Origin of the sequence: Porticoccus sp. Uisw_050_02 (assembly GCF_047729555.1) — a bacterium.
GTDB lineage: Bacteria > Pseudomonadota > Gammaproteobacteria > Pseudomonadales > Porticoccaceae > Porticoccus.
This window is the reverse complement of record NZ_CP159825.1, coordinates 1,287,598-1,310,455: the sequence shown is the minus strand read 5'-3', so window position 1 is coordinate 1,310,455 and position 22,858 is coordinate 1,287,598. Positions and strand designations below refer to the sequence as shown.

The following is a 22,858-nucleotide window of genomic DNA, read 5'->3' as shown; positions in this document are numbered from 1 at the left end:
CTATATAAAATAAAAATTTGTTGTTTTAACATTTCTGCACCCTATTTGAGACTAGACCAATTAATATAATTAATTGATTTTGACTCATAACAGTTTTCCTGGCGACCATAGAGCTTTGGTACCACCTGATCCCATCCCGAACTCAGAAGTGAAACGATGTATCGCCGATGGTAGTGTGGGGTTTCCCCATGTGAGAGTAGGTCATCGCCAGGTTTTTAATTCAAACGCCCTGATTCAGACGAATCAGGGCGTTTTTTTTTATTTTTGAAATGGATGCGATCTCTGGATTTAACATATTCAAAAATCGGGCATAATACTTGCTCATTATTTTTTTCATGAGCAAAATATGGATATTTTTATTCTCTATCTTTGTCTTGGTGCTGCCGCAGGGATGGTTAGCGGATTATTTGGTCTTGGCGGAGGCGTGGTGATTGTGCCAATACTAATTTTCACTTTTTCTGCCCAAAATTTTTCTTCTGAAGTATTGACACATATGGCTATAGGCACTTCTTTAGCCACCATAGCGGTGACCTCTATTAGTTCTGTTGCTTCTCACCATAAGCACGGTTTGGTAGTCTGGCCTGTAGCCTTATGGTTATCGCCAGGCATACTTGTTGGAGCTGCTTTAGGTGCCAGCTTTGCTATCAGTATTACAGGGCTTTTTTTGCAACTCACCTTTGGTATTTTTCTTTGTTGCGTGGCCCTCGCTATGGCGATACCGAGTAAGTCTTCCCTGGTGGTGGCTATGCCAGGCTATATTGGGAAGTCGTTTATTGGTTCAGTTATTGGATTTTTCTCTAGCGTATTTGGTATTGGGGGCGGTTCATTATCGGTACCCTATTTTTCTTGGACTCAAATGCCAATGAAGAATGCTGTTGCAACATCAGCAGCTTGTGGCTTACCTATAGCCTTTAGTGGGGCCATTGTATACGCAGTTCAAGGATTGGGTAGTCAAGAATTACCAGAAAAAACTATTGGTTTTGTGTATGCCCCAGCTTTTTTTGGCATCATCATTGCAAGTATATTTTTTGCAAAAGTGGGGGCGAAGTTAGCATACCAGTTACCTTCTGAAATACTAAAAAGGTATTTTTCATTGCTGCTGTTATTGATTGGGATACACTTTATATGGAAGAACACCATGCTTTTCTTGTTGAATTCAAATGGATAGATTGTTAACTATTCTCAGTGATGGAAGATATCACTCTGGTGAGAATTTAGGCAAAGAGCTAGGGATTTCTAGGTCAGCTGTCTGGAAGCAAGCACAAAAAATTAGCTTATTGGGCATACTGCTTGAATCCAAAAAAGGTTGTGGATATCGAATATCTGGTGGTCTCGAGTTGCTAGACATAAACCTAATTCATCGCCAGTTGTCTGCAGCTGTCAAGCCCCTATTGTTAAAGATACAACTTTTATCGACAGTGTCTTCTACTAACATACTTGCTAGACAGCGTGCCGAGCAAGACAATGCGTCTGGCTGGGTAGTTTTAGCTGAAGAGCAAACAAGCGGTCGCGGTCGTCGTGGTAAATCTTGGGTCAGTCCTTATGGGTGCAACCTTTATCTTTCTTTAGTCTGGGGTTTTGACGGCGGCGTGAAGGAAATAGAAGGTTTAAGTCTTGCTGTGGCTGTTGTAGTGCTTCGCGGGCTTAGATTGCTGGGTGTCGAAGGCTTAAGCCTTAAGTGGCCAAATGACCTGTTATATCAGAATAAAAAAATTGGTGGAATTTTACTGGAAGTTGTTGGCGATCCTTCTGGGTACTGCCAGGTTGTGATTGGCGTAGGGGTTAACATAAATATGTCGGGACAGTTTTCTGGATCGATTGCTCAGGCATGGGCAAATGTTAGTGAGTTATCGGACTCCAGGGTGGGAAGAAACCAACTTGCCGGGATTATTATAGATCAACTTTTGTTGCTGTTAAGTAAATATAAAAAAACAGGCTTTGTGGGCTACAAAGAAGAATGGTTGCAGCATGATGCATTTATGAATAAAAAGGTAAAATTGCTTATGATGAATAATTCTGTCGAAGGCATTGTTCGCGGTATAGATAATAGTGGAGCCTTAATACTAGAAGTGGATGGAGCGGTAAAAATATTCAGCGGTGGAGAAATTAGCTTGCGAGGATTCGAATGATTCTCGAGGTCGATGCGGGTAATACCAGAATTAAGTGGCGAGTATTTTTGGACGACATTGTTCAATCTCGAGGCGTTGTTGCTAACGAAGATATTGAATCGTGGTTACGGAAATTAGATCAAACTCCCTTGCTAGACAAAATCAGGATGTCTTCTGTCAGTGACAGGAGCATTGTAAAAAGAATAGCCCTGTATTCATCCCAGAGAAAGTGTTTATTTTTCGAAGCTAAGTCTGAAAAAGAGACTGCCGGGGTTTTTTGTGGCTATGCCGACCCATCGACTATGGGGGTCGATCGCTGGATGGCCATTGTGGCCGCCTATAATAGATTTCGATTACCATGTGTCATTGTTGATGCTGGTAGCGCAATCACTTTGGATGTTGTAGATGGTAGTGGGCAGCATCTAGGGGGCTATATAATGCCTGGCCTTGAAATGGTGCAAAAAGCCTTATTGGCTGGTACCAAGAATGTAAGTATAAAATTGCTAGACATGAGACATTCAGCGTGTTTATTGCCCGGCCAGTCAACCCAGCAGTGTGTAATTAGAGGGCAACTGCTGATGTTAAAATCGATGGTTGAATCGATTGCTGAAAGCATGCAAGATCAAAAAATGGCAACCCAGATTATATTGACTGGTGGAAATGGAGAGCAGCTGGCGACTATATTCGATGATTTGGTATATTTTGAACCAGAACTAGTTTTAGATGGGTTAAAATTTTCCGTAACCTAGATTTATTGACTAGTAATTTGATTATTATTTGTTGCGATAGAGCAACTTATTCATAAAAAACATGAAAAATTCATTTTATGCCACATCAGCTGTTGATTATAGTGTCAACATTCACTAAAATCGCGCTCCCTATTTGTGTATAGGGTTTGGGCTGGCGTAGCTCAGTTGGTAGAGCAGCTGACTTGTAATCAGCCGGTCGGGGGTTCGACTCCTCTCGCCAGCTCCAATATTTAGCATGACCGGAGTCTTGGGGTAGTTGCAATAGGGAAGCCGTACTATGGATGTGGACGATGTGCAGCCTTTTACGCAGGGGTTCCCGAGCGGTCAAAGGGATCAGACTGTAACTCTGACGCGAAAGCTTCGGTGGTTCGAATCCACCCCCCTGCACCAAATTTTTAGATTTGGTACTAATTTGGTACTATGTACGTTATGCGACTAAGTGTTTTTTTGGCTTAGAGGCTAGAGATTGTGGCGTCATTGATTGGTTATTTTCGATGATGAGTATATGGGTAGGTTATTTTTGCAACAAAAAATAGATTTGGTCCCAGCAGAAAAGTTGTTCTGTTGAGTCGCGGTTATAGGCGGGTATGGTTCAATGGTAGAACCTCAGCCTTCCAAGCTGATGGTGCGGGTTCGATTCCCGCTACCCGCTCCAGATACTACCGACAGCGAAAGTTAATGCTCATATAGCTCAGTCGGTAGAGCACTTCCTTGGTAAGGAAGAGGTCACCGGTTCAAATCCGGTTATGAGCTCCAGTGTTTAATAAGATACGGTATACCGTTAATTTTAACTATAAATGTAGTGCAAGTATTGATTGAGGAGTTTTTGTCATGGCAAAAGAAAAATTTGAGCGTAATAAGACCCACGTCAATGTGGGCACAATTGGTCACGTAGACCATGGTAAAACCACACTAACCGCAGCGCTGACTCGCGTATGTGCAGAAGTATGGGGAGGAGCGGCAGTTGCGTTTGATGGTATTGATAATGCACCAGAAGAGCGTGCTCGCGGTATCACTATTGCTACGTCTCACGTAGAGTACGATACCCCTAATCGTCACTACGCCCATGTTGATTGCCCGGGTCACGCGGATTATGTAAAAAACATGATTACAGGTGCAGCCCAAATGGATGGTGCGATCTTAGTTTGTGGTGCCACTGACGGTCCTATGCCTCAGACGCGTGAGCATATCCTTCTTGCTCGTCAAGTTGGTGTTCCTTATGTTGTGGTTTTTTTGAACAAGGCTGACTTGCTTGCCGCGGATTGTGGTGGAGTTGGCTCCGATGAATACAACGAAATGATCGAATTGGTAGAAATGGAGCTTCGTGAACTGCTTGATACTTACGAGTTCCCTGGAGATGACACCCCAATTATTGCAGGTTCTGCATTAATGGCACTTAATGGAGAAGATGATAACGAGCTGGGCACTACAGCTGTAAAAACTCTTGTTGAGACGCTAGATTCTTTCATTCCAGACCCAGTTCGAGCAGTTGATCAGCCGTTCCTGATGCCCATTGAAGACGTATTTTCTATTGCCGGCCGTGGTACTGTTGTAACTGGCCGTATTGAACGTGGGGTTGTTAAAGTTGGCGAAGAGATCGAAATTATCGGCATTAACGATACTACGAAAACTACTTGTACGGGCGTAGAAATGTTCCGCAAGTTGCTTGATGAAGGTCGCGCTGGTGAGAATTGTGGTATTTTGTTGCGCGGCACTAAGCGTGAAGAAATAGAGCGTGGCCAAGTGCTAGCTAAACCAGGTTCTGTTAATCCGCACACTAAATTTGAAGCTGAAGTGTATGTTTTGTCAAAAGATGAAGGTGGCCGTCATACACCTTTCTTTAAAGGCTATCGTCCTCAATTTTATTTCCGAACTACAGATGTTACGGGTGCTTGTGAGTTGCCGGACGGTGTTGAGATGGTGATGCCTGGTGATAATATCAAGATGGTAGTTACACTAATTAATCCAATTGCTATGGAAGAAGGTCTACGTTTTGCGATCCGTGAAGGCGGACGCACGGTAGGGGCTGGTGTTGTAGCAAAGATTATTGAGTAACAAGTAGGCTACGTTGATGCAAAGTCGAGGCTTCTTTGAGGTCTCGACTTTATTGTTGTCGTGTTTTTTAGGTTTATACGATAGGCCAGTAGTTCAATTGGTAGAGCACCGGTCTCCAAAACCGGGTGTTGGGGGTTCGAGTCCCTCCTGGCCTGCCAATAACATGCTTGAAGCTGGCCTTTATTCATTAAACAAGACAAGTAGGGGCGCAATGCAATATGAATGCGACTACGGAAGAAAAGCAGTATAGGTTGGACAGCCTGAAATGGTCGATTGTTGTTTCGTTAACCGCCGGAGCAATTTATGGTAATCACTACTTCTCCGAGGAGTCGCTGCTTTATCGTGCGGTAGCTTGGATTTTCATTGCAGTTTGTGTTGCTTTTATTGGCTCAAAGACGAAAAAAGGCGACAGCTTGATAGCGTTAATGCACGGAGCATATAACGAAGCTTGCAGAGTTGTTTGGCCTACGCGACAAGAACGCAACCAGACAACGTTGATGGTAGTAGCTGTGGTGCTAATTATGTCTTTGATTTTGTGGGGTTTAGACACATTTTTTGGCTGGATTGCTTCCATGGTTATAGGTTAAGGGGTTCACATGCGCTGGTACGTTGTACATGCCTATTCGGGCTATGAAAAGAAAGTTGCTGCAGCGATTAAAGACCGCGTTATCCTTAATGGTATGGAGGACAGTTTTGGTGATATTCTTGTGCCTACAGAAGAGGTGGTGGAAATCAAAGGCGGCCAAAGACGCAAAAGCGAACGTAAGTTTTTTCCTGGCTATGTTCTTGTGCAGATGGAACTGAATGATGATTCTTGGCATATGGTCAAGGCAACCCCCAGGGTATTAGGGTTTATTGGAGGCAAGGCAGATATGCCTGCCCCAATTACAGACAAAGAAGCAGATGCGATTTTACAACGAGTGCAAGATTCTGAAGATAAGCCTAGGCCTAAGACTATTTTTGAGGCAGGCGAAGTGGTCCGCGTCATTGACGGGCCATTTAATGATTTTAATGGTGTAGTAGAAGAAGTTAACTATGAGAAAAGCAGAGTGCGAGTGTCCGTATCAATTTTTGGGCGCAATACACCTGTCGAGCTCGAATTTGTTCAAGTAGAGAAGATCTAAATTTTTTTATTGCTAATGTCTGTGTTGGGCTATAGCTGGGAAGCCTGAGATGAGCTGTTTTTATGGAAGCTTTGAGGCGTTACACCCACTTTTGGAGAAAATAAATGGCTAAGAAAGTAGATTCGTATATAAAGCTTCAAGTACCGGCAGGAAAGGCTAATCCAAGCCCCCCTGTGGGTCCTGCCTTAGGTCAAAAAGGCGTCAATATTATGGAATTTTGCAAGGCGTTTAATGCCCAGACGCAGGATTTAGAGTCTGGCTCTCCTGTACCTGTTGTGATTAGTGTCTATGCGGATAAAAGTTTTACATTTGCTATGAAAACCTCGCCTGCATCATACTTATTAAAGAAAGCTGCGGGAGTTGAAAAAGGAAGCGCTACTCCTAATACAAGTAAAGTTGGAGCAGTTACTCGAGCGCAATTAGAGGAAATTGTAAAAATCAAAAAAGCCGACCTGACTGCTTCTGACATTGATGCAGCTGTTAGAACTATCGCTGGTTCTGCTCGGTCTATTGGTCTTGATGTGGAGGGCGTATAAATGGCTAAGCTATCTAAGCGCATACGCGCTATTCGTGAAAAAATTCAAATTGGTAAGCAATACTCAATTAGCGAAGCGGTATCTTTGCTGAAGGAAGTTTCTACTGTCAAATTTTCTGAAGTGGTTGACGTTGCAGTGAATTTGGGTATTGATCCTCGTAAATCAGACCAAGCAGTACGTGGAGCTACAACACTCCCTCATGGTACCGGTAAAAATGTTAGAGTCGCAGTCTTTGCTCAAGGTGATGCTGCAGAGGCAGCGAAAGCGGCTGGGGCCGATCTAGTTGGAATGGAAGATCTAGCAGAAGATATCAAAGCTGGAAATATGAATTTTGATGTAGTTATTGCTGAACCTGCTGCTATGCGAGTAGTTGGTCTTTTGGGTCAAGTTCTTGGGCCTCGTGGCCTGATGCCAAACCCTAAAACTGGTACTGTAACTCCGGATGTAGTCACAGCTGTTAAAAATGCTAAGGCTGGACAGGTTCGTTACCGTATAGACAAGAACGGCATAATTCATGGCGCAATTGGCAGTCTTGATTTTGATGTTGTGTCGTTAAAAGAAAATCTTGAAGCGTTGATTGTAGATTTAAAGAAGGCTAAGCCAGCATCAGCAAAGGGCGTATTTCTTAAAAAAATAGTACTTTCAACGACAATGGGCCCTGGATTACTAATTGATCAGGCGTCTCTAGAAGCATAAGACGCAATGGCCTTTAAGTTGTGAGGCCAGGTTTAACTTTGGGGTCTGAGCATTTTTTCTGCTTAGGCTGTTAAAGACCGTAGGTGCCTTTTATAAGGTTTAATGAAATCTCCAGCTATTTTTCTGGCTGAAGAAACGCCTACGCAAATGGTGTAACCCGATTCAGTATTTGTATGACTGGATTTTTTCGCCGAAATTGCATCAATAGTATTTTATGTTGATGCCTAACCAATTGAGAAGCCTGCTTTGGGTGGACCAATTAAGTCGAGGAGATAGTCTTGTGGCATTAAATCTCGAAGGCAAGAAAGCGATTGTAGTTGAAGTTAGCGCGACCGCTTCCAATGCGTTGTCATTGGTAATTGCTGATGCTCGCGGTGTTAGTGTGACTGACATGACAACTTTTCGTGAAAAAGCACGCGAACAAAATATCGATATTCGTGTTATTCGCAATACACTTGCGAAACGCGCGTTTGAAGGTACAGAGTTTGAGTGTGTAAATGAAGTGTTGACGGGTCCGTCGCTCTTTGGTTTTTCTATGGAAGACCCAGGCGCTGCAGCTCGCTTATTTAAAGATTTTGCGAAGGCAAATGATAAATTTGAAGTAAAAGCTCTTTCTGTCAGTGGTCAGTTGTTGGGCAAAGAGCAGATCGACGTGCTAGCTAAGCTACCAACCTTAGAGCAAGCTCTAGGACAGTTGGCAAATGTAACGCTTGCGCCAGTTATTAAATTGGTTCGTACTCTTAATGAAGTGCCCACCAAAGTAACTCGTGTTGTAGGAGCTGTCAGTGATCAAAAGCAGAAAGCTGCATAAATCATAGAACAGTTTAATAAATTTATTTAATTAGGAGATAGGTCATGGCTCTGTCCAAAGATGACATTTTAGAAGCGATTGCTTCAATGAGCGTAATGGAAGTTGTGGAACTTGTAGCTGCAATGGAAGAAAAATTTGGAGTATCTGCGCAAGCTGCTGTTGCTGTTGCTGCTCCAGTAGCCGGTGGAGATTCTGGGGATGCCCCGGAAGTTAAAGATTCGTTTGATGTGATGCTCACTTCAATGGGTGAGAAGAAAGTAAACGTTATTAAAGCTGTTCGTGCTATCACTGGGTTAGGCTTAAAAGAAGCGAAAGATCTTGTAGATAGTGCCCCTTCGCTTATCAAAGAAGGCGCTTCTCCAGCGGATGCGGAAGAGGCCAAGAAGCAGCTCGAAGAAGCCGGCGCTACTTGCGAGCTTAAATAAGCTTGAGACGGCCGGTTGTCTTATGATTAGCTGGACTTGGGCTGGAGGGGTAAAACCTTCTGGCCCTTTAGCGCTTTTATGCTGAACAGGTAGTTGGCGTTAAGAAAAAATCCTTTTCTGCAAAAGGTTAGTAGCCTTACATAAGGTACTAAACAGCTCGTAAAGCCCAAAGGCTAAACGATCTTGATGGGGAATATGATGGCCTACTCGTATACTGAGAAAAAACGCATCCGTAAGGATTTTGGGAAGCTTCCGCAGGTTATGGACTTACCTTATTTGCTTGCAATTCAGATGGACTCCTATCGAAATTTTACGCAAATGGGTGTTCCAACCGAAGACAGAATGGAAGCCGGTTTGCATGCAGCATTTAAGTCTGTGTTTCCAATTGTAAGTTATTCGGGGAATGCGGGACTTGAATATGTAGATTATAGGTTGGGTAAGCCGGTCTTTGATGAAGAGGAGTGCAAGCTTCGAAGTGTCACTTTTGGATGCGCGCTTAGAGTTCGTGTCCGCCTAATGATTTACGATAAAGATTCTTCATATAAAACTATTAAAGATATCAAAGAACAAGAAGTTTACATGGGTGAAATCCCATTGATGACTAACAATGGAACTTTTATCATTAACGGCACTGAGAGAGTTGTTGTATCTCAATTGCATCGCTCTCCAGGGGTATTTTTCGATCACGATAAAGGGAAAACGCACTCTTCAGGTAAGCTGTTGTACTCTGCCCGAATAATTCCTTATCGTGGCTCATGGCTTGATTTTGAATTTGACCCAAAAGACTTAGTTTTTGTGCGTATTGACCGTCGACGTAAGTTACCAGCGACAATGCTATTGCGCGCACTTGGCTTTAGTGCCGAAGAAATGTTGGCTGAGTTTTTTGAAACTAGTACTTTTAATCTGTGCAAGGATGACACTTATACCCTAGATCTCGTACCCTCAAGATTGCGTGGGGATATCGCAAATTTTGACATTACAGACAAAAAAGGTAACGTGATTGTTCCAGATGGACGTCGCATAACAGCGCGCCATGTGAGGGATCTGGAAAAACAAAAAATTACCAAATTGGCTGTTCCAGCAGAGTATCTCTATGGACGTCCGCTAGCTAAAGATGTGATTAATCCAGAGACTGGTGAGGTTTTACTGGATTGTAATACAGAGATTACTGAGGAAATATTAGCGCAATTACGCGCTGCAGGACTTTCTTCGATTGAGTCTATCTATACAAATGATCTTGATCGTGGCTCATTTATTGCGGATACATTAAGATCAGATAGTACGCGCACGCAGCTAGAAGCATTGGTGGAAATCTATCGCATGATGCGCCCAGGTGAACCCCCTACAAAAGAATCTGCCGAGAATCTATTTAATAACTTATTCTTCAGTTTAGATCGGTATGACCTGTCAACTGTTGGTCGAATGAAGTTTAATCGTCGTCTTGGCCGCAAAGAAGAAAGTGGCGAAGGAATTTTAAGCAAAGAAGACATTGTTGGTGTTCTAAGGGTACTGATTGGTATCCGCGATGGAAAAGGGATCGTCGATGATATTGACCATCTTGGTAACCGACGCATACGATCTGTGGGTGAAATGGCTGAAAATCAGTTCCGCATTGGTCTTGTTCGAGTTGAACGTGCCGTCAAAGAACGCCTTTCTGTTGCTGAGGCCGATGGTTTAATGCCCCAAGATTTGGTGAATGCCAAGCCTGTTGCTGCTGCTATGAAAGAATTTTTTGGATCAAGTCAGCTGTCTCAGTTTATGGATCAGAACAATCCGCTGTCAGAAGTCACGCATAAGCGTCGCATTTCAGCCCTTGGGCCAGGCGGGTTGACTCGCGAGCGTGCAGGTTTTGAGGTGCGTGATGTTCATCCGACCCACTATGGTAGAGTCTGCCCCATTGAGACCCCAGAGGGTCCAAATATTGGACTGATTAACTCATTGTCGGCCTATGCCAGAACTAATGATTATGGATTTTTAGAAACTCCTTATCGCAAGGTTGTTGGCGGCAAAGTCACTGATGACATAGAGTACATGTCAGCCATCAATGAAGCTGAATATGTTATTGCCCAAGCATCTGCATCCGTAAATAAGAAAGGGCTCTTATCGGAAGAACTTGTGAGTGTTCGCTATCAGGGAGAATTTAACCTTAAGTCGCCTGATGAAGTTCATTATATGGATGTTTCTCCACAGCAAGTTGTTTCTGTAGCTGCAGCATTGATACCATTTCTAGAGCATGATGATGCAAACCGTGCGCTGATGGGTTCAAACATGCAACGACAGGCGGTGCCTACATTGAAGGCTCAAAAGCCACTAGTGGGTACAGGATTTGAGCGCTTTGTGGCCTCTGACTCCGGGGTCTGTGTGGTTGCACGTCGAGGCGGCGAGATTGAAAGTGTAGACGCTAGCAGGATTGTCGTTCGAGTCAATGATTCAGAGGTTGAGACTGGCGATGCCGGTGTTGATATCTATAATTTGACCAAATATACACGATCAAATCAAAATACATGCATTAATCAGCGCCCCATAGTTTGTCTGGGGGATGCTATAGCTAAGGGTGATATTCTTGGGGATGGGCCATCTATTGATATGGGTGAGTTAGCCTTAGGTCAAAATATGCGTATTGCCTTTATGCCATGGAATGGCTACAACTTTGAAGACTCTATCCTCATTTCCGAGCGTGTTGTCGAAGAGGATCGTTTTACAACAATTCACATTCAAGAACTTACCGCCACAGCGCGTGACACTAAGCTGGGCTCTGAGGAAATTACTGCTGACATTCCTAATGTTGGAGAGGCTGCTCTTTCTCGATTAGATGAGTCTGGCATTGTTTATATTGGTGCCGAGGTAGTTGCTGGCGATATCCTCGTAGGTAAGGTAACACCAAAAGGTGAAACGCAGCTGACTCCGGAAGAAAAACTTTTACGCGCCATTTTTGGTGAGAAGGCTTCTGATGTAAAAGATACTTCTTTGCGCGTACCGTCTGGAACTAAAGGCACGGTTATTGACGTGCAAGTATTTACACGTGAAGGCCTAGAAAAAGATCAGCGGTCATTAGAGATTGAAACTACTGCGCTTACTCAATTTAGGCTTGATCTTAATGATGAATTTCGCATCATGGAAAATGCTACATTTGAACGTTTAACGACTGCTTTTTCTGGAAGCGAGATAATCAAGGCCCCTGGACTCAAAAAAGGAGACAAATTAACAACTGAGGTTGCGGCTGCATTTGCTAGCTCAGAATGGTTTGGTGTTCGTATGTCTGATGAAGCTCTTAATGAGCAATTAAGTCGCGCCGACGAAATGCTTAAAGAACGTCGCTCTATCTTAGATGAGCGATATGAAGATAAGAAGAATAAACTTCAAAGTGGCGATGATCTTGCCCCTGGTGTTTTGAAAACAGTTAAGGTGTACCTTGCTGTTAAGCGTCGAGTGCAGCCAGGAGACAAGATGGCTGGCCGTCACGGCAACAAAGGGGTAATTTCAGTAATCATGCCAGTTGAGGATATGCCGCATGACGAGCATGGCGTACCTGTTGATATTGTATTAAACCCTTTGGGTGTACCTTCTCGAATGAATGTAGGGCAGGTGCTTGAAACACATATGGGGCTTGCAGCAAAAACTCTAGGTGAGAAGATAGACAAGATGCTCCAAGAGCAAATAAAGACTGCTGAAATTCGTAAATTTTTGCAAGAAGTGTATGACGTTGGTATAGGGACCCAAAAAGTTGATCTTGACAAGCTGTCAAGCCAGGAATTTGATGAACTTGCGCAAAATCTTCGGGCCGGTGTACCCATGGCAACCCCTGTTTTTGATGGTGCAGATGAGGTTGAAATAAAGCAATTGCTGAAGCTGGCAGATCTCCCTGAAAGTGGTCAAATGCAGCTATATGACGGCCGAACAGGTGATATGTTTGAGCGTCCGGTTACTGTTGGCTATATGTATATGTTGAAATTAAATCACCTAGTAGATGACAAAATGCATGCTCGATCTACAGGATCTTATAGTCTGGTTACCCAGCAACCCTTGGGGGGTAAAGCTCAGTTTGGCGGCCAACGCTTTGGTGAGATGGAGGTGTGGGCTCTAGAGGCCTACGGCGCCTCTTATACTCTACAAGAGATGCTGACAGTTAAATCTGATGACGTGAGTGGCCGCACTAAAATGTATAAAAACATTGTTGATGGCGATCATCGTATGGATCCAGGTATGCCGGAATCCTTTAATGTGTTGGTTAAGGAAATACGCTCGCTGGCTATAAACATCGAGCTAGAAGTAGACAAATAACCACAGCTAAAAGTCGAAGAAAAATATAAATTGGGGCGGATCATTTGCCCGCTATTAAAATATAGTACCCATCTTGGAGAAAGGCGTTGAAAGACTTACTAAATCTGCTCAAATCACAAGATCAAACAGACGAATTTGATGCAATTCGTATTGGCCTAGCATCACCGGATATGATTCGGTCATGGTCTTATGGTGAAGTTAAGAAGCCGGAAACCATTAATTATCGGACCTTTAAGCCAGAGCGAGAAGGTTTGTTTTGTGCTAAAATTTTTGGTCCAGTAAAGGATTATGAGTGCCTTTGTGGGAAATACAAACGCATGAAGCATCGCGGCATTGTCTGCGAAAAGTGTGGTGTAGAGGTGACTCTTGCCAAGGTACGTCGGGACAGAATGGCTCATATTGAGCTAGCGTGCCCAGTTGCCCATATATGGTTCCTTAAATCTTTACCATCTCGTATTGGTCTGATTTTAGACATGACTCTTCGTGAAATAGAAAGAGTGCTGTATTTTGAGTCATTCATTGTGACTGATCCTGGCATGACTACACTTGATCGCGGTCAATTGCTGACAGACGATGAATACTTTCAAGCTATGGAAGAATTTGGTGATGAGTTTGAGGCAACAATGGGTGCAGAAGGTATTCAGAGCCTAATGAAAGATCTTGACATGAATCAAGAAATTGCAATCATCCGCGAGGAGATACCAAATACTCGCTCAGAAACAAAAATAAAAAAATTATCTAAACGACTCAAATTACTAGAGGCCTTCCTTGGTTCTGGCAACAAGCCTGAATGGATGATCCTTGAGGCATTGCCAGTATTACCGCCAGATTTAAGACCATTGGTCCCTCTTGATGGAGGCCGTTTTGCTACATCTGATTTGAATGACTTATACCGTCGAGTAATTAATCGCAATAATCGTCTAAAACGCTTATTAGAGCTAAATGCGCCAGATATAATTGTAAGAAACGAAAAACGCATGCTCCAAGAATCAGTCGATGCTCTTTTAGATAATGGACGTCGCGGTCGAGCTATCACTGGGTCTAATAAGCGACCTTTGAAATCGCTTGCAGACATGATTAAAGGTAAACAGGGTCGTTTCCGTCAGAATTTATTGGGTAAGCGTGTAGATTACTCTGGGCGTTCTGTAATTGTAGTTGGTCCAACTCTACGGTTACATCAGTGTGGACTACCTAAACGTATGGCATTAGAGCTATTTAAGCCATTTATTTTTTCAAAACTTGAGCTTCGAGGGCTGGCTACCACAATAAAAGCTGCTAAAAAAATGGTTGAACGTGAAGAGCTTATAGTTTGGGATATTCTTGACGAGGTGATTCGCGAGCACCCAGTGTTGCTCAATCGCGCCCCAACACTTCACAGGCTAGGCATTCAGGCTTTTGAGCCAGTTCTTATTGAAGGGAAAGCAATTCAATTACACCCACTAGTTTGTGCAGCATATAACGCAGACTTCGATGGCGACCAGATGGCGGTTCATGTGCCGTTAACTTTGGAGGCCCAGCTCGAGTCCCGCGCCTTGATGATGTCAACCAACAATATCTTGTCTCCTGCAAGCGGGGAGCCAATTATTGTTCCTTCTCAGGATGTTGTTCTAGGGTTGTATTGGATGACCCGGGAAAGAGTTAATGCATTGGGTGAAGGTCGTATTTTTGGCGACCTGAAAGAAGTATCCGGGGCTTACTATGGAAAGCAGGTTCATCTTCAGGCTCGAGTAAAAGTACGCATTAATCAGGTCCTTTTTGACGAACAAGGTGATGCTCAATCCAAAAGATATATTGTAGAGACAACAGTGGGTCGTGCTCTACTCTGGGACATTGTTCCGGATGGTTTAAGCTACGACATGGTTAACCAGCCTATGACTAAAAAAGCAATCTCAAAAATTATTAATCGTTGCTATCGTGATGTTGGATTGAAGGCAACGGTAATTTTTGCAGATCAGCTTATGTATACCGGGTTTGATTTCTCTACTAAGTCTGGCGCCTCTATTGGAGTAAATGATTTTACCATTCCTTTATCCAAGGGAGATATCATTGCTCAGGCTGAGAACGAAGTGAAAGAGATAGAAAGTCAGTTTGCCTCAGGCCTTGTAACGCAGGGGGAAAAGTATAATAAAGTAGTTGATATCTGGTCTCGCGCTAATGATCTGGTTGCCAAGGCAATGATGGAAGTGATTAGCACGGAAGAGGTTGTCAACAAAGCTGGTGATATAGAGTTACAAGCCTCTTTTAATTCAGTATTTATTATGGCAGATTCTGGAGCCAGAGGCTCTCCTGCACAGATTCGACAGCTAGCAGGTATGCGTGGATTGATGGCTCGTCCCGATGGATCTATTATTGAAACACCAATTACCGCTAATTTCCGTGAAGGTTTGAACGTGCTGCAATATTTTATATCAACGCATGGAGCTCGAAAAGGTTTGGCGGATACTGCTCTAAAGACAGCCAATTCTGGTTATTTGACTCGCCGACTAGTTGATGTATCGCAAGACTTAGTAGTTGTTGAGGAAGATTGCGGAACATCAGAGGGGCTACTAATGACTCCAGTTATTGAAGGTGGAGATATCATTGAATCTCTGGGTGACCGGATTCTGGGGCGTGTAGTTGCAGTCGATGTAGTTAAGCCTGGCTCGAAGAAAGTTATACTGCAAGCTGGCTATATGATTGATGAGAAATGCGTAGAAAGTATCGAGCTACTAGGTATAGACGAGCTTAAAGTCCGCTCCCCAATTACCTGTGAGACTCGTCATGGCATATGTTCGCAATGTTATGGACGAGACCTAGCCCGAGGCCACAGGATTAATTCTGGTGAAGCAGTTGGAGTTGTTGCCGCCCAATCTATTGGAGAGCCTGGCACACAACTTACTATGCGTACATTCCACATTGGTGGCGCAGCGTCTCGTGCCTCTGCTGCTGATAGCGTTCAGGTGAAAACAGGCGGAAAAGTCCGCTTAATTAACATTAAGGTAGTAGAGCGTGAAAATGGAGAGCTTGTAGCTGTATCGCGATCTGGTGGCTTGGCTCTAGCTGATGAAAATGGTAGAGAGCGTGAACGCTATAGGTTGCCTTATGGGGCTGTGATTAGAGTGAAAGAAGGCTCTATTGTTGCTGCTGGCGATGTGGTAGCTAGTTGGGATCCGCACACACACCCAATTATTACTGAGGTTGCTGGACAGGTGACTTTTTCTGGTATGGAGGAGGGGCTTAGCATACGAACTCAAACTGATGAGATGACGGGCCTTTCAAATATTGCAGTAATTGATCCTAATGAGCGCCCATCTGCTGGTAAAGACATTAAACCGATGGTTACCTTGCTTGATGACAAAGGAAAAGAATTAACCTTTGTCAACTCTACTGTGCCCGCACACTATATGTTGCCGCCCAATGCCATTCTTAGTATTCGCGACAATAATCATGTAGGGGTTGGTGATATTATTGCTCGTATCCCACAAGAGGGGTCTAAAACTCGGGACATTACTGGCGGATTACCCCGTGTAGCTGATTTGTTTGAAGCTCGCAAGCCAAAAGATCCAGCTATATTAGCTGAAATTTCTGGTACCGTAACTTTTGGTAAAGAGACCAAAGGTAAGCGAAGATTAGTTATTACACCCCCCAATGGAAAATTACTTCCTGACGGAAGTGACCATTATGAGTTATTGATACCTAAGTGGCACCAATTGGGTGTGTTCGAAGGCGAGAATGTCACTAAGGGCGAAATGATTGCTGATGGCCCTGAGAACTCTCATGATATTCTGCGCTTACAGGGTGTAGACTCCCTGGCGGAGTACATTGTCAATGAGATTCAAGAAGTTTATCGATTGCAAGGTGTTAAAATAAACGATAAGCATATCGAAGTTATATGCCGCCAGATGTTGCGCAAGGCTGAGGTCACCGCCATGGGTGATTCGTCTTTTGTGAAAGGAGAACAGGTTGAGTTCACCAGAATACTTGAAGAAAATGAAAAACTAGCACTTGAAGGAAAAGTTCCTGCCAAGTATGAGCGACTTCTTCTTGGTATTACTAAAGCCTCTCTTGCAACAGAAAGCTTTATTTCTGCTGCTTCTTTTCAAGAGACCACTCGAGTTCTTACCGAGGCTTCGGTCACAGGAAAAGCGGATCGTCTTCGTGGATTAAAAGAAAATGTAGTAGTTGGTCGCTTGATTCCTGCTGGTACAGGATTAACTTACCATCGGAAACGTCGTGAGGCTAGAGAGAAAGAAGCGGAGACGAAAGTTAGCGCAAGTGATATCGAAGCAGCATTAAGCGAGGCTTTAAGCACGGGTGAGAGCCTGGAACAGAGTTAAGTAAAAAATGACCTTAATTGGTCACCTCTCTTGACTAGAAGCGCGCGTATCTTTAAAATGCCGCCTCCCTAAATAGGAGCCTGTTGTTCGGGTTTAATTTAAAAATACAGCTTTCAAAGGAAGGCTTTTATCTGGAGTTAATTGAATGGCAACGATCAACCAGTTGGTTCGTAAGCCGAGGAAAAGCAAAGTAGTTAAGTCTGGCGTGCCCGCACTGCAGGCTTGCCCTCAGCGTAGAGGTGTTTGCACTAGGGTATATACGACTACACCTAAAAAGCCTAACTCTGCTTTACGTAAGGTATGTCGTGTTCGACTAACAAATGGTTTCGAGGTAAGTTCATACATAGGTGGCGAAGGCCATAACTTACAAGAACATAGTGTTGTATTGATTCGTGGTGGTCGTGTTAAGGATTTACCAGGTGTACGCTACCATACTATTAGGGGCGCTCTTGACACGTCAGGTGTAGCTAAACGAACGCAAAGTCGATCAAAATATGGAACCAAGCGTCCTAAAAAATAAAGACGTCTTTGTTTTAGATTAAAAAAGTTAAGTAAGGCCGGATAAGTAATATTTTTTAATTCCGGAAAACCCTGAAAAAAGAGTAAAATTGTATGCCTAGAAGAAGAGTTGTTGCCAAACGTGAAATATTGCCAGACCCAAAATTTGGAAATATAATATTGGCTAAGTTTATGAACCATGTAATGGTCAGCGGCAAAAAGGCTGTTGCTGAAAGTATTATTTATGGCGCATTGGATATTGTGCAAGATCGCCTTAAAGAAGATCCTCTTGTCGCTTTTGAAGCAGCGCTGGAAAAAATTGCTCCTTCTGTAGAGGTTAAAGCACGTCGTGTTGGTGGGGCCACATATCAAGTGCCTGTCGAGGTCCGCCCTTCCCGTCGTATGGCCTTGGCAATGCGTTGGATGGTAGATTTTGCCCGAAAGCGCGGAGAGAAATCAATGGCTCAACGCTTAGCTGGAGAGATTATTGATGCTCAGCAAAGCAAAGGCGGGGCAGTCAAGAAGCGTGAAGATGTTCATCGTATGGCTGATGCCAACAAAGCGTTTTCTCATTTCCGCTTCTGATAATGATGTCCAAAGTTGTGTCTTATATCAAAAGGTAGCTGGTTTCAGCTGCCTTTTGTGGTTTTTATAAGATGAATAAATTTCAACTTCCTGTTTTAGCTTCATTGTGTTGAGGAAATTATAGTGTCTCGTAAAACTCCTATCGTGTGTTACCGCAATATTGGTATTTGCGCTCATGTAGATGCAGGCAAAACCACTACTACCGAGCGAGTTCTTTTTTACACCGGGAGATCACATAAGATCGGCGAAGTACATGATGGCGCCTCAGTTATGGACTGGATGGAGCAAGAACAAGAGCGTGGGATTACTATCACTTCTGCAGCAACGACATGTTTTTGGATGGGAATGGAGCAACAACTAGAACAGCATCGTATAAATATTATCGATACCCCGGGACATGTTGATTTTACGATAGAGGTAGAACGTTGCTTAAGGGTGCTAGACGGTGCTGTCGTTGTTCTTTGCGGCTCTTCTGGCGTGCAACCGCAAACGGAAACTGTTTGGCGACAGGCGAATAAATATCAAGTTCCTCGTTTAATATTTATTAACAAGATGGATCGTTCTGGTGCTGATTTTAGAATGGTGATCAGTCAGATCGAAGCTCGCTTAGGGGCTACGGCAGTTCCAATGCAGATGACTATTGGCGCTGAGGGTGAATTCACTGGTGTTGTTGACTTGATTAAAATGAAGGCAGTTCTTTGGAATGAAGACGATCAGGGTTTAACATTTGACTATCAAGAAATACCAAGCGACCTTCGCGAAGAATGTGAGCTCATGCGTGAATACATTATAGAAGCGGCAGTCGAAGCAAGTGATGACTTGATGGAAAAATACATTGAAGGAATAGAGCTGTCGGAGTGTGAGATAAAATCTGCGATTCGGCAGCGAACACTGGCAAACGAAATTTTCCCTGTTTTTGGGGGATCTGCATTTAAGAATAAGGGTGTTCAGGCAGTTTTGGATGCAGTGATTGAATATTTGCCCTCCCCGCTTGATGCCAAGCCTATTGAGAGTGTTCCTGGAGATGAAGATGCTGTGGGTGCTTTTGAGGTAGATGATAGCGCCCCTTTTTCCGCTCTAGCTTTTAAGGTTGCCACTGACCCTTTTGTAGGCACTTTAACTTTTTTCCGAGTATATTCTGGAAAGCTTAAAAGTGGTGACGCTGTGTACAACTCTGTAAAGATGAAAAGAGAGCGTGTAGGTAGAATGGTTCAAATGCATGCTAATAGTCGAGAGGATATACGTGAAGTCCGCGCGGGAGATATAGCCGCTGCTATTGGTTTGAAAGATGTCACTACAGGCGACACTCTTTGTGAAGAGAAGTTTAAAATTATTCTGGAACGCATGGATTTTCCAGAGCCAGTAATTTCTGTGGCTGTTGAACCAAGGTCTCAGCCAGATCAGGAAAAAATGGGAATTGCATTAGGTAAGCTTGCCCAGGAAGACCCTTCTTTTCGTATAAGTGTTGATGCGGAGACAGGACAAACAATTATATCTGGTATGGGCGAACTACATTTAGATATTCTAGTGGAGCGTATGCGCCGTGAGTTTAGTGTTCAGGCTAATATAGGGAAACCACAGGTCGCTTACCGTGAAGCAATTCGGAATACTGTAAATACAGAAGGTAAGTTTATTCGTCAATCTGGTGGTCGCGGCCAATACGGGCATGTTTGTATTAAATTTGAGCCAGCAGATGATCCTGCTGCAGAAGGGTTAGATTTTGTTAATGAAATAGTTGGTGGAACAGTACCGAAAGAATACATCCCTGCTATTGAAAAAGGCATAACCGAGCAAATGCAAAACGGAGTACTGGCGGGTTACCCTCTCCTTGGATTAAAAGCAACCTTGTTTGATGGCTCCTATCATGATGTAGACTCGAATGAGCTGGCTTTTAAGATAGCGGGGTCTATGGCGACCAAAAAACTTGCCGAGGATGCCGGAGCAGTTTTGCTTGAGCCGACAATGACAGTTGAGGTGATCACCCCGGAAGCCAATATGGGAGATGTTGTTGGTGATCTTAATAGACGTCGAGGTGTCATTCACGGCATGGATGACGGAGCTATGGGTAAGGTTATAAGCGCTGAAGTCCCTCTTGGGGAGATGTTTGGTTATGCTACCCACCTTCGCTCTGCTACACAGGGGCGTGCGACGTTTACAATGGAATTTGATAAATATTCCGAGGCACCCCAAAATATCGTTGATCATGTGACGGCTAAAAATCAATTTTAGTCATTTTCTTTAAGTATAAAAAACCGCCCCAACTGAAGGCGGCTTTTAGATTTTTTTAAGACAATTGTTACTTTTTAGCTTTATCCTCTTTTTCTTTCCTTTCTTTCGTTTCCAGAATGACTTTCTCAGAAACACTATTGGGGCAAGGTAAATAATGCGCAAATTCCATTGAGAACTGACCTCGTCCTGATGTCATTGTACGAAGAGTCCCTATGTACCCAAACATTTCGGCTAACGGAACATCTGCCTTGATCCGGACACCTGTAACCCCTTTTTCTTGATCTTTTATCATTCCTCGACGGCGGTTAAGATCACCAATTACGTCACCCACGTGATCGTCTGGGCTGAAGACATCGACTTTCATGATAGGTTCTAGTAGCTGCGGTTTTGCTTTTGGCATAGATTGGCGAAATGCCCCTTTTGCAGCAATTTCAAATGCAATTGCTGAAGAGTCGACCGCATGGAATCCGCCGTCATAAAGCTCAATTTCGACATCCAAGACAGGAAACCCTGCTAACGGTCCCTGCTCCATCATACCCCTGAAACCCTTTTCAATAGCAGGAAAGAATTCTTTTGGAACATTGCCGCCTACTACGGAGGATGTGAATGTGAAGCCAGAAGCTACTTCCCCAGGCTTAATTCGGTAGTCAATTTTTCCGAATTGACCTGAACCACCAGATTGTTTTTTATGAGTATAGCTATCTTCTATTGGCTGCGTAATTGTTTCTCGGTATGCAACTTGTGGCTGGCCTACCTCAAGTTCAACTGCATAGGTGCGCTTGAGTATGTCTACCTTAATGTCTAAATGTAGTTCACCCATACCCTTAAGGATTGTTTCTCCCGAGTCTTCATCTGTTTCAACACAAAAAGTAGGGTCTTCTGCAACCATTTTTCCGATAGCAATACCCATTTTTTCGGAGCCGCCCTTATCTTTAGGTTTAACAGATATAGAAATTACAGGCTCTGGAAATATCATTGGTTCAAGCGTGCATGGATGTTTGGGGTCGCATAAAGTTTGCCCAGTCTTAACATTTTTTAACCCTACGAGAGCAATAATATCACCTGCTTGTGCAACTTCCAGCTCCTTGCGGTCATCTGCATGCATTTCAACCATACGGCCAATACGTTCAGATTTTCCTGTAAAAGAATTCAGAATAGATGAGCCTTTTCGGAGAACACCTGAATAAATGCGTATGAATGTTAAAGCACCGAAACGATCATCCATAATTTTGAAGGCTAGTGCTCGGAAAGGCTCTTCGGTAGAAACAATCGCCAGCTCTCCGTTTGGCTCGCCCAGCTCATCTGTAAGCGGCTGAGGAATGACATCAGTAGGACATGGCAAATAGTCAATTACTGCATCTAAAACCAACTGAACACCTTTATTCTTAAATGCTGAACCACATAGGGTGGGAAAGAAATCCAATGCTATAGTTCCTTTGCGGATACAGCGCTTTAAGTCTGTGATTGAAATTTCTTCGCCTTCAAGATACTTTTCCATTAAATCATCATCTTGCTCGACAGCTGTTTCAATTAACTGCTCGCGGTATTCGGCAACAAGATCTAACATATCGCTAGGTACATCTTCTATTTTAAAGTTTTCTGGCAGTCCGGAGTCGTCCCATATGTAAGATTTTTGAGTCACGATATCAACAACGCCTTTAAAGCCATCCTCTCGACCAATAGGGAGAGTCATAACTAAAGGATTTGCCCCTAGGACTTTTTTGATTTGTCCCACGACGCGAAGAAAGTCTGCGCCTGTTCGGTCTAATTTATTAATGAATATGATCCTGGCAACTTTAGAATCGTTAGCGTAGCGCCAATTTGTTTCAGATTGCGGCTCTACCCCACCTGAACCGCAAAACACACCAACGCCACCATCTAACACTTTTAGTGAACGATAGACTTCAACTGTAAAGTCAACGTGACCAGGCGTATCAATAATATTAAGGCGATGATCTCTCCAGAAGCAGGTAGTAGCGGCAGACTGAATAGTAATTCCTCGCTCCTGTTCTTGTGTCATAAAATCTGTAGTTGCTGCTCCGTCATGCACCTCGCCAGTTTTATGAATCTTTCCGGTAAGCTTTAGGATGCGTTCAGTCGTAGTTGTTTTCCCCGCATCAACGTGGGCGAAAATACCAATGTTTCTGTAGTTTGATAGGTCAGTCATTATGATACTCGATAAGTTACAAGGGCTAAAAAATGCGCGTAATTATACAAGAATTTTTCTAGTTTATTGATAAATATTTAGCAATAAACTGTAATTTAAGTAATAAAAAGGGCAATACTGTCCGAATTAGCTAAGATTTAGCTATTTTTCGAACAAATTAAAGCAGAATTTTATTTTTTGCAAAATCTATAATAAATATGGATTTAATTTTTTTCGAGTATAGACTGCGCATCTATGATAATTAAGTGTAAATGCTTGTGAGTTGCAGAATCATTTTG

Annotated in this window: 16 protein-coding genes, 5 tRNA genes and 1 rRNA gene; 21 read left to right on the top strand and 1 reads right to left on the bottom strand. The window is 43.3% G+C overall.

Annotated elements, in window-relative coordinates:
• The first annotated feature begins 97 nt into the window (after positions 1-97).
• From rrf to fusA (ABXT41_RS06265), 21 genes are all read left to right on the top strand, one after another.
• Positions 98-213, top strand: a 5S ribosomal RNA gene (gene rrf, locus ABXT41_RS06365).
• Positions 214-346: 133 nt separating this feature from the next.
• Positions 347-1,168 carry a sulfite exporter TauE/SafE family protein gene (locus ABXT41_RS06360; protein WP_415390672.1) on the top strand — a complete coding sequence of 274 codons (822 nt, stop codon included), beginning with the start codon at positions 347-349 and terminating at the stop codon, positions 1,166-1,168.
• The gene (gene birA / locus ABXT41_RS06355; protein ID WP_415390671.1) at positions 1,161-2,129 is read left to right on the top strand and encodes a bifunctional biotin--[acetyl-CoA-carboxylase] ligase/biotin operon repressor BirA; all 969 of its coding nucleotides are present in this window, start codon (positions 1,161-1,163) and stop codon (positions 2,127-2,129) included. Before ABXT41_RS06360 ends, birA begins: the two co-directional genes overlap by 8 nt.
• A complete protein-coding gene (locus ABXT41_RS06350; protein ID WP_415390670.1) occupies positions 2,126-2,857 on the top strand; it encodes a type III pantothenate kinase in 732 nt (243 codons plus the stop codon). The genes birA and ABXT41_RS06350 overlap by 4 nt, the downstream gene beginning before the upstream one ends.
• Before the next feature lie 150 nt (positions 2,858-3,007).
• Positions 3,008-3,083: transfer RNA gene (locus tag ABXT41_RS06345), tRNA-Thr, on the top strand.
• Between the two features lie 80 nt (positions 3,084-3,163).
• A tRNA-Tyr gene (locus ABXT41_RS06340) sits at positions 3,164-3,247 on the top strand.
• Positions 3,248-3,438: 191 nt separating this feature from the next.
• A tRNA-Gly gene (locus ABXT41_RS06335) sits at positions 3,439-3,512 on the top strand.
• Between the two features lie 25 nt (positions 3,513-3,537).
• Positions 3,538-3,613 (top strand) — tRNA-Thr (locus ABXT41_RS06330).
• 75 nt (positions 3,614-3,688) lie between these two features.
• A complete protein-coding gene (gene tuf / locus ABXT41_RS06325) occupies positions 3,689-4,912 on the top strand; it encodes an elongation factor Tu (protein ID WP_415390669.1) in 1,224 nt (407 codons plus the stop codon).
• Positions 4,913-4,994: 82 nt separating this feature from the next.
• Positions 4,995-5,070, top strand: a tRNA-Trp gene (locus ABXT41_RS06320).
• 60 nt (positions 5,071-5,130) lie between these two features.
• On the top strand, positions 5,131-5,499 hold the full coding sequence (gene secE, locus ABXT41_RS06315; protein WP_415390668.1) for a preprotein translocase subunit SecE: 369 nt from the start codon (positions 5,131-5,133) through the stop codon (positions 5,497-5,499).
• A 9-nt stretch (positions 5,500-5,508) separates the two neighbouring features.
• The gene (gene nusG / locus ABXT41_RS06310) at positions 5,509-6,036 is read left to right on the top strand and encodes a transcription termination/antitermination protein NusG (protein ID WP_415390667.1); all 528 of its coding nucleotides are present in this window, start codon (positions 5,509-5,511) and stop codon (positions 6,034-6,036) included.
• Between the two features lie 104 nt (positions 6,037-6,140).
• Positions 6,141-6,572, top strand: a complete 432-nt coding sequence (gene rplK / locus ABXT41_RS06305) for a 50S ribosomal protein L11 (RefSeq protein ID WP_415390666.1) — start codon at positions 6,141-6,143, stop codon at positions 6,570-6,572.
• Entirely contained in the window at positions 6,573-7,268 is a 696-nt protein-coding gene (gene rplA, locus ABXT41_RS06300; protein ID WP_415390665.1) for a 50S ribosomal protein L1, read from the top strand.
• Between the two features lie 280 nt (positions 7,269-7,548).
• The gene (gene rplJ, locus ABXT41_RS06295) at positions 7,549-8,079 is read left to right on the top strand and encodes a 50S ribosomal protein L10 (protein ID WP_415390664.1); all 531 of its coding nucleotides are present in this window, start codon (positions 7,549-7,551) and stop codon (positions 8,077-8,079) included.
• Positions 8,080-8,123: 44 nt separating this feature from the next.
• On the top strand, positions 8,124-8,504 hold the full coding sequence (rplL, locus tag ABXT41_RS06290) for a 50S ribosomal protein L7/L12 (RefSeq protein WP_415390663.1): 381 nt from the start codon (positions 8,124-8,126) through the stop codon (positions 8,502-8,504).
• A 198-nt stretch (positions 8,505-8,702) separates the two neighbouring features.
• The gene (gene rpoB, locus ABXT41_RS06285) at positions 8,703-12,785 is read left to right on the top strand and encodes a DNA-directed RNA polymerase subunit beta (RefSeq protein WP_415391472.1); all 4,083 of its coding nucleotides are present in this window, start codon (positions 8,703-8,705) and stop codon (positions 12,783-12,785) included.
• Positions 12,786-12,871: 86 nt separating this feature from the next.
• Complete coding sequence (rpoC, locus tag ABXT41_RS06280; RefSeq protein WP_415390662.1) at positions 12,872-17,101, top strand: DNA-directed RNA polymerase subunit beta'; 4,230 nt, start codon at positions 12,872-12,874, stop codon at positions 17,099-17,101.
• Between the two features lie 145 nt (positions 17,102-17,246).
• Complete coding sequence (gene rpsL, locus ABXT41_RS06275; RefSeq protein WP_415390661.1) at positions 17,247-17,621, top strand: 30S ribosomal protein S12; 375 nt, start codon at positions 17,247-17,249, stop codon at positions 17,619-17,621.
• A gap of 92 nt (positions 17,622-17,713) precedes the next feature.
• Entirely contained in the window at positions 17,714-18,184 is a 471-nt protein-coding gene (rpsG, locus tag ABXT41_RS06270) for a 30S ribosomal protein S7 (RefSeq protein ID WP_415390660.1), read from the top strand.
• Positions 18,185-18,307: 123 nt separating this feature from the next.
• Entirely contained in the window at positions 18,308-20,413 is a 2,106-nt protein-coding gene (gene fusA, locus ABXT41_RS06265) for an elongation factor G (RefSeq protein ID WP_415390659.1), read from the top strand.
• Between the two features lie 67 nt (positions 20,414-20,480).
• Here the strand turns inward: fusA (ABXT41_RS06265) and fusA (ABXT41_RS06260) are convergent, their stop codons facing one another.
• Complete coding sequence (gene fusA / locus ABXT41_RS06260; protein ID WP_415390658.1) at positions 20,481-22,580, bottom strand: elongation factor G; 2,100 nt, start codon at positions 22,578-22,580, stop codon at positions 20,481-20,483.
• Positions 22,581-22,858: the final 278 nt, after the last annotated feature.

Bases quoted from the DNA above. Each gene is read 5' to 3' on its own strand.
- rpsG (WP_415390660.1), top strand. From the start codon at position 17,714: ATGCCTAGAAGAAGAGTTGTTGCCAAACGTGAAATATTGCCAGACCCA.
- rplA (WP_415390665.1), top strand. From the start codon at position 6,573: ATGGCTAAGCTATCTAAGCGCATACGCGCTATTCGTGAAAAAATTCAA.
- rpoB (WP_415391472.1), top strand. From the start codon at position 8,703: ATGGCCTACTCGTATACTGAGAAAAAACGCATCCGTAAGGATTTTGGG.
- rplL (WP_415390663.1), top strand. From the start codon at position 8,124: ATGGCTCTGTCCAAAGATGACATTTTAGAAGCGATTGCTTCAATGAGC.
- nusG (WP_415390667.1), top strand. From the start codon at position 5,509: ATGCGCTGGTACGTTGTACATGCCTATTCGGGCTATGAAAAGAAAGTT.
- fusA (WP_415390658.1), bottom strand. From the start codon at position 22,580: ATGACTGACCTATCAAACTACAGAAACATTGGTATTTTCGCCCACGTT.
- rplK (WP_415390666.1), top strand. From the start codon at position 6,141: ATGGCTAAGAAAGTAGATTCGTATATAAAGCTTCAAGTACCGGCAGGA.
- ABXT41_RS06360 (WP_415390672.1), top strand. From the start codon at position 347: ATGGATATTTTTATTCTCTATCTTTGTCTTGGTGCTGCCGCAGGGATG.
- rpsL (WP_415390661.1), top strand. From the start codon at position 17,247: ATGGCAACGATCAACCAGTTGGTTCGTAAGCCGAGGAAAAGCAAAGTA.
- tuf (WP_415390669.1), top strand. From the start codon at position 3,689: ATGGCAAAAGAAAAATTTGAGCGTAATAAGACCCACGTCAATGTGGGC.
- ABXT41_RS06350 (WP_415390670.1), top strand. From the start codon at position 2,126: ATGATTCTCGAGGTCGATGCGGGTAATACCAGAATTAAGTGGCGAGTA.
- birA (WP_415390671.1), top strand. From the start codon at position 1,161: ATGGATAGATTGTTAACTATTCTCAGTGATGGAAGATATCACTCTGGT.
- secE (WP_415390668.1), top strand. From the start codon at position 5,131: ATGAATGCGACTACGGAAGAAAAGCAGTATAGGTTGGACAGCCTGAAA.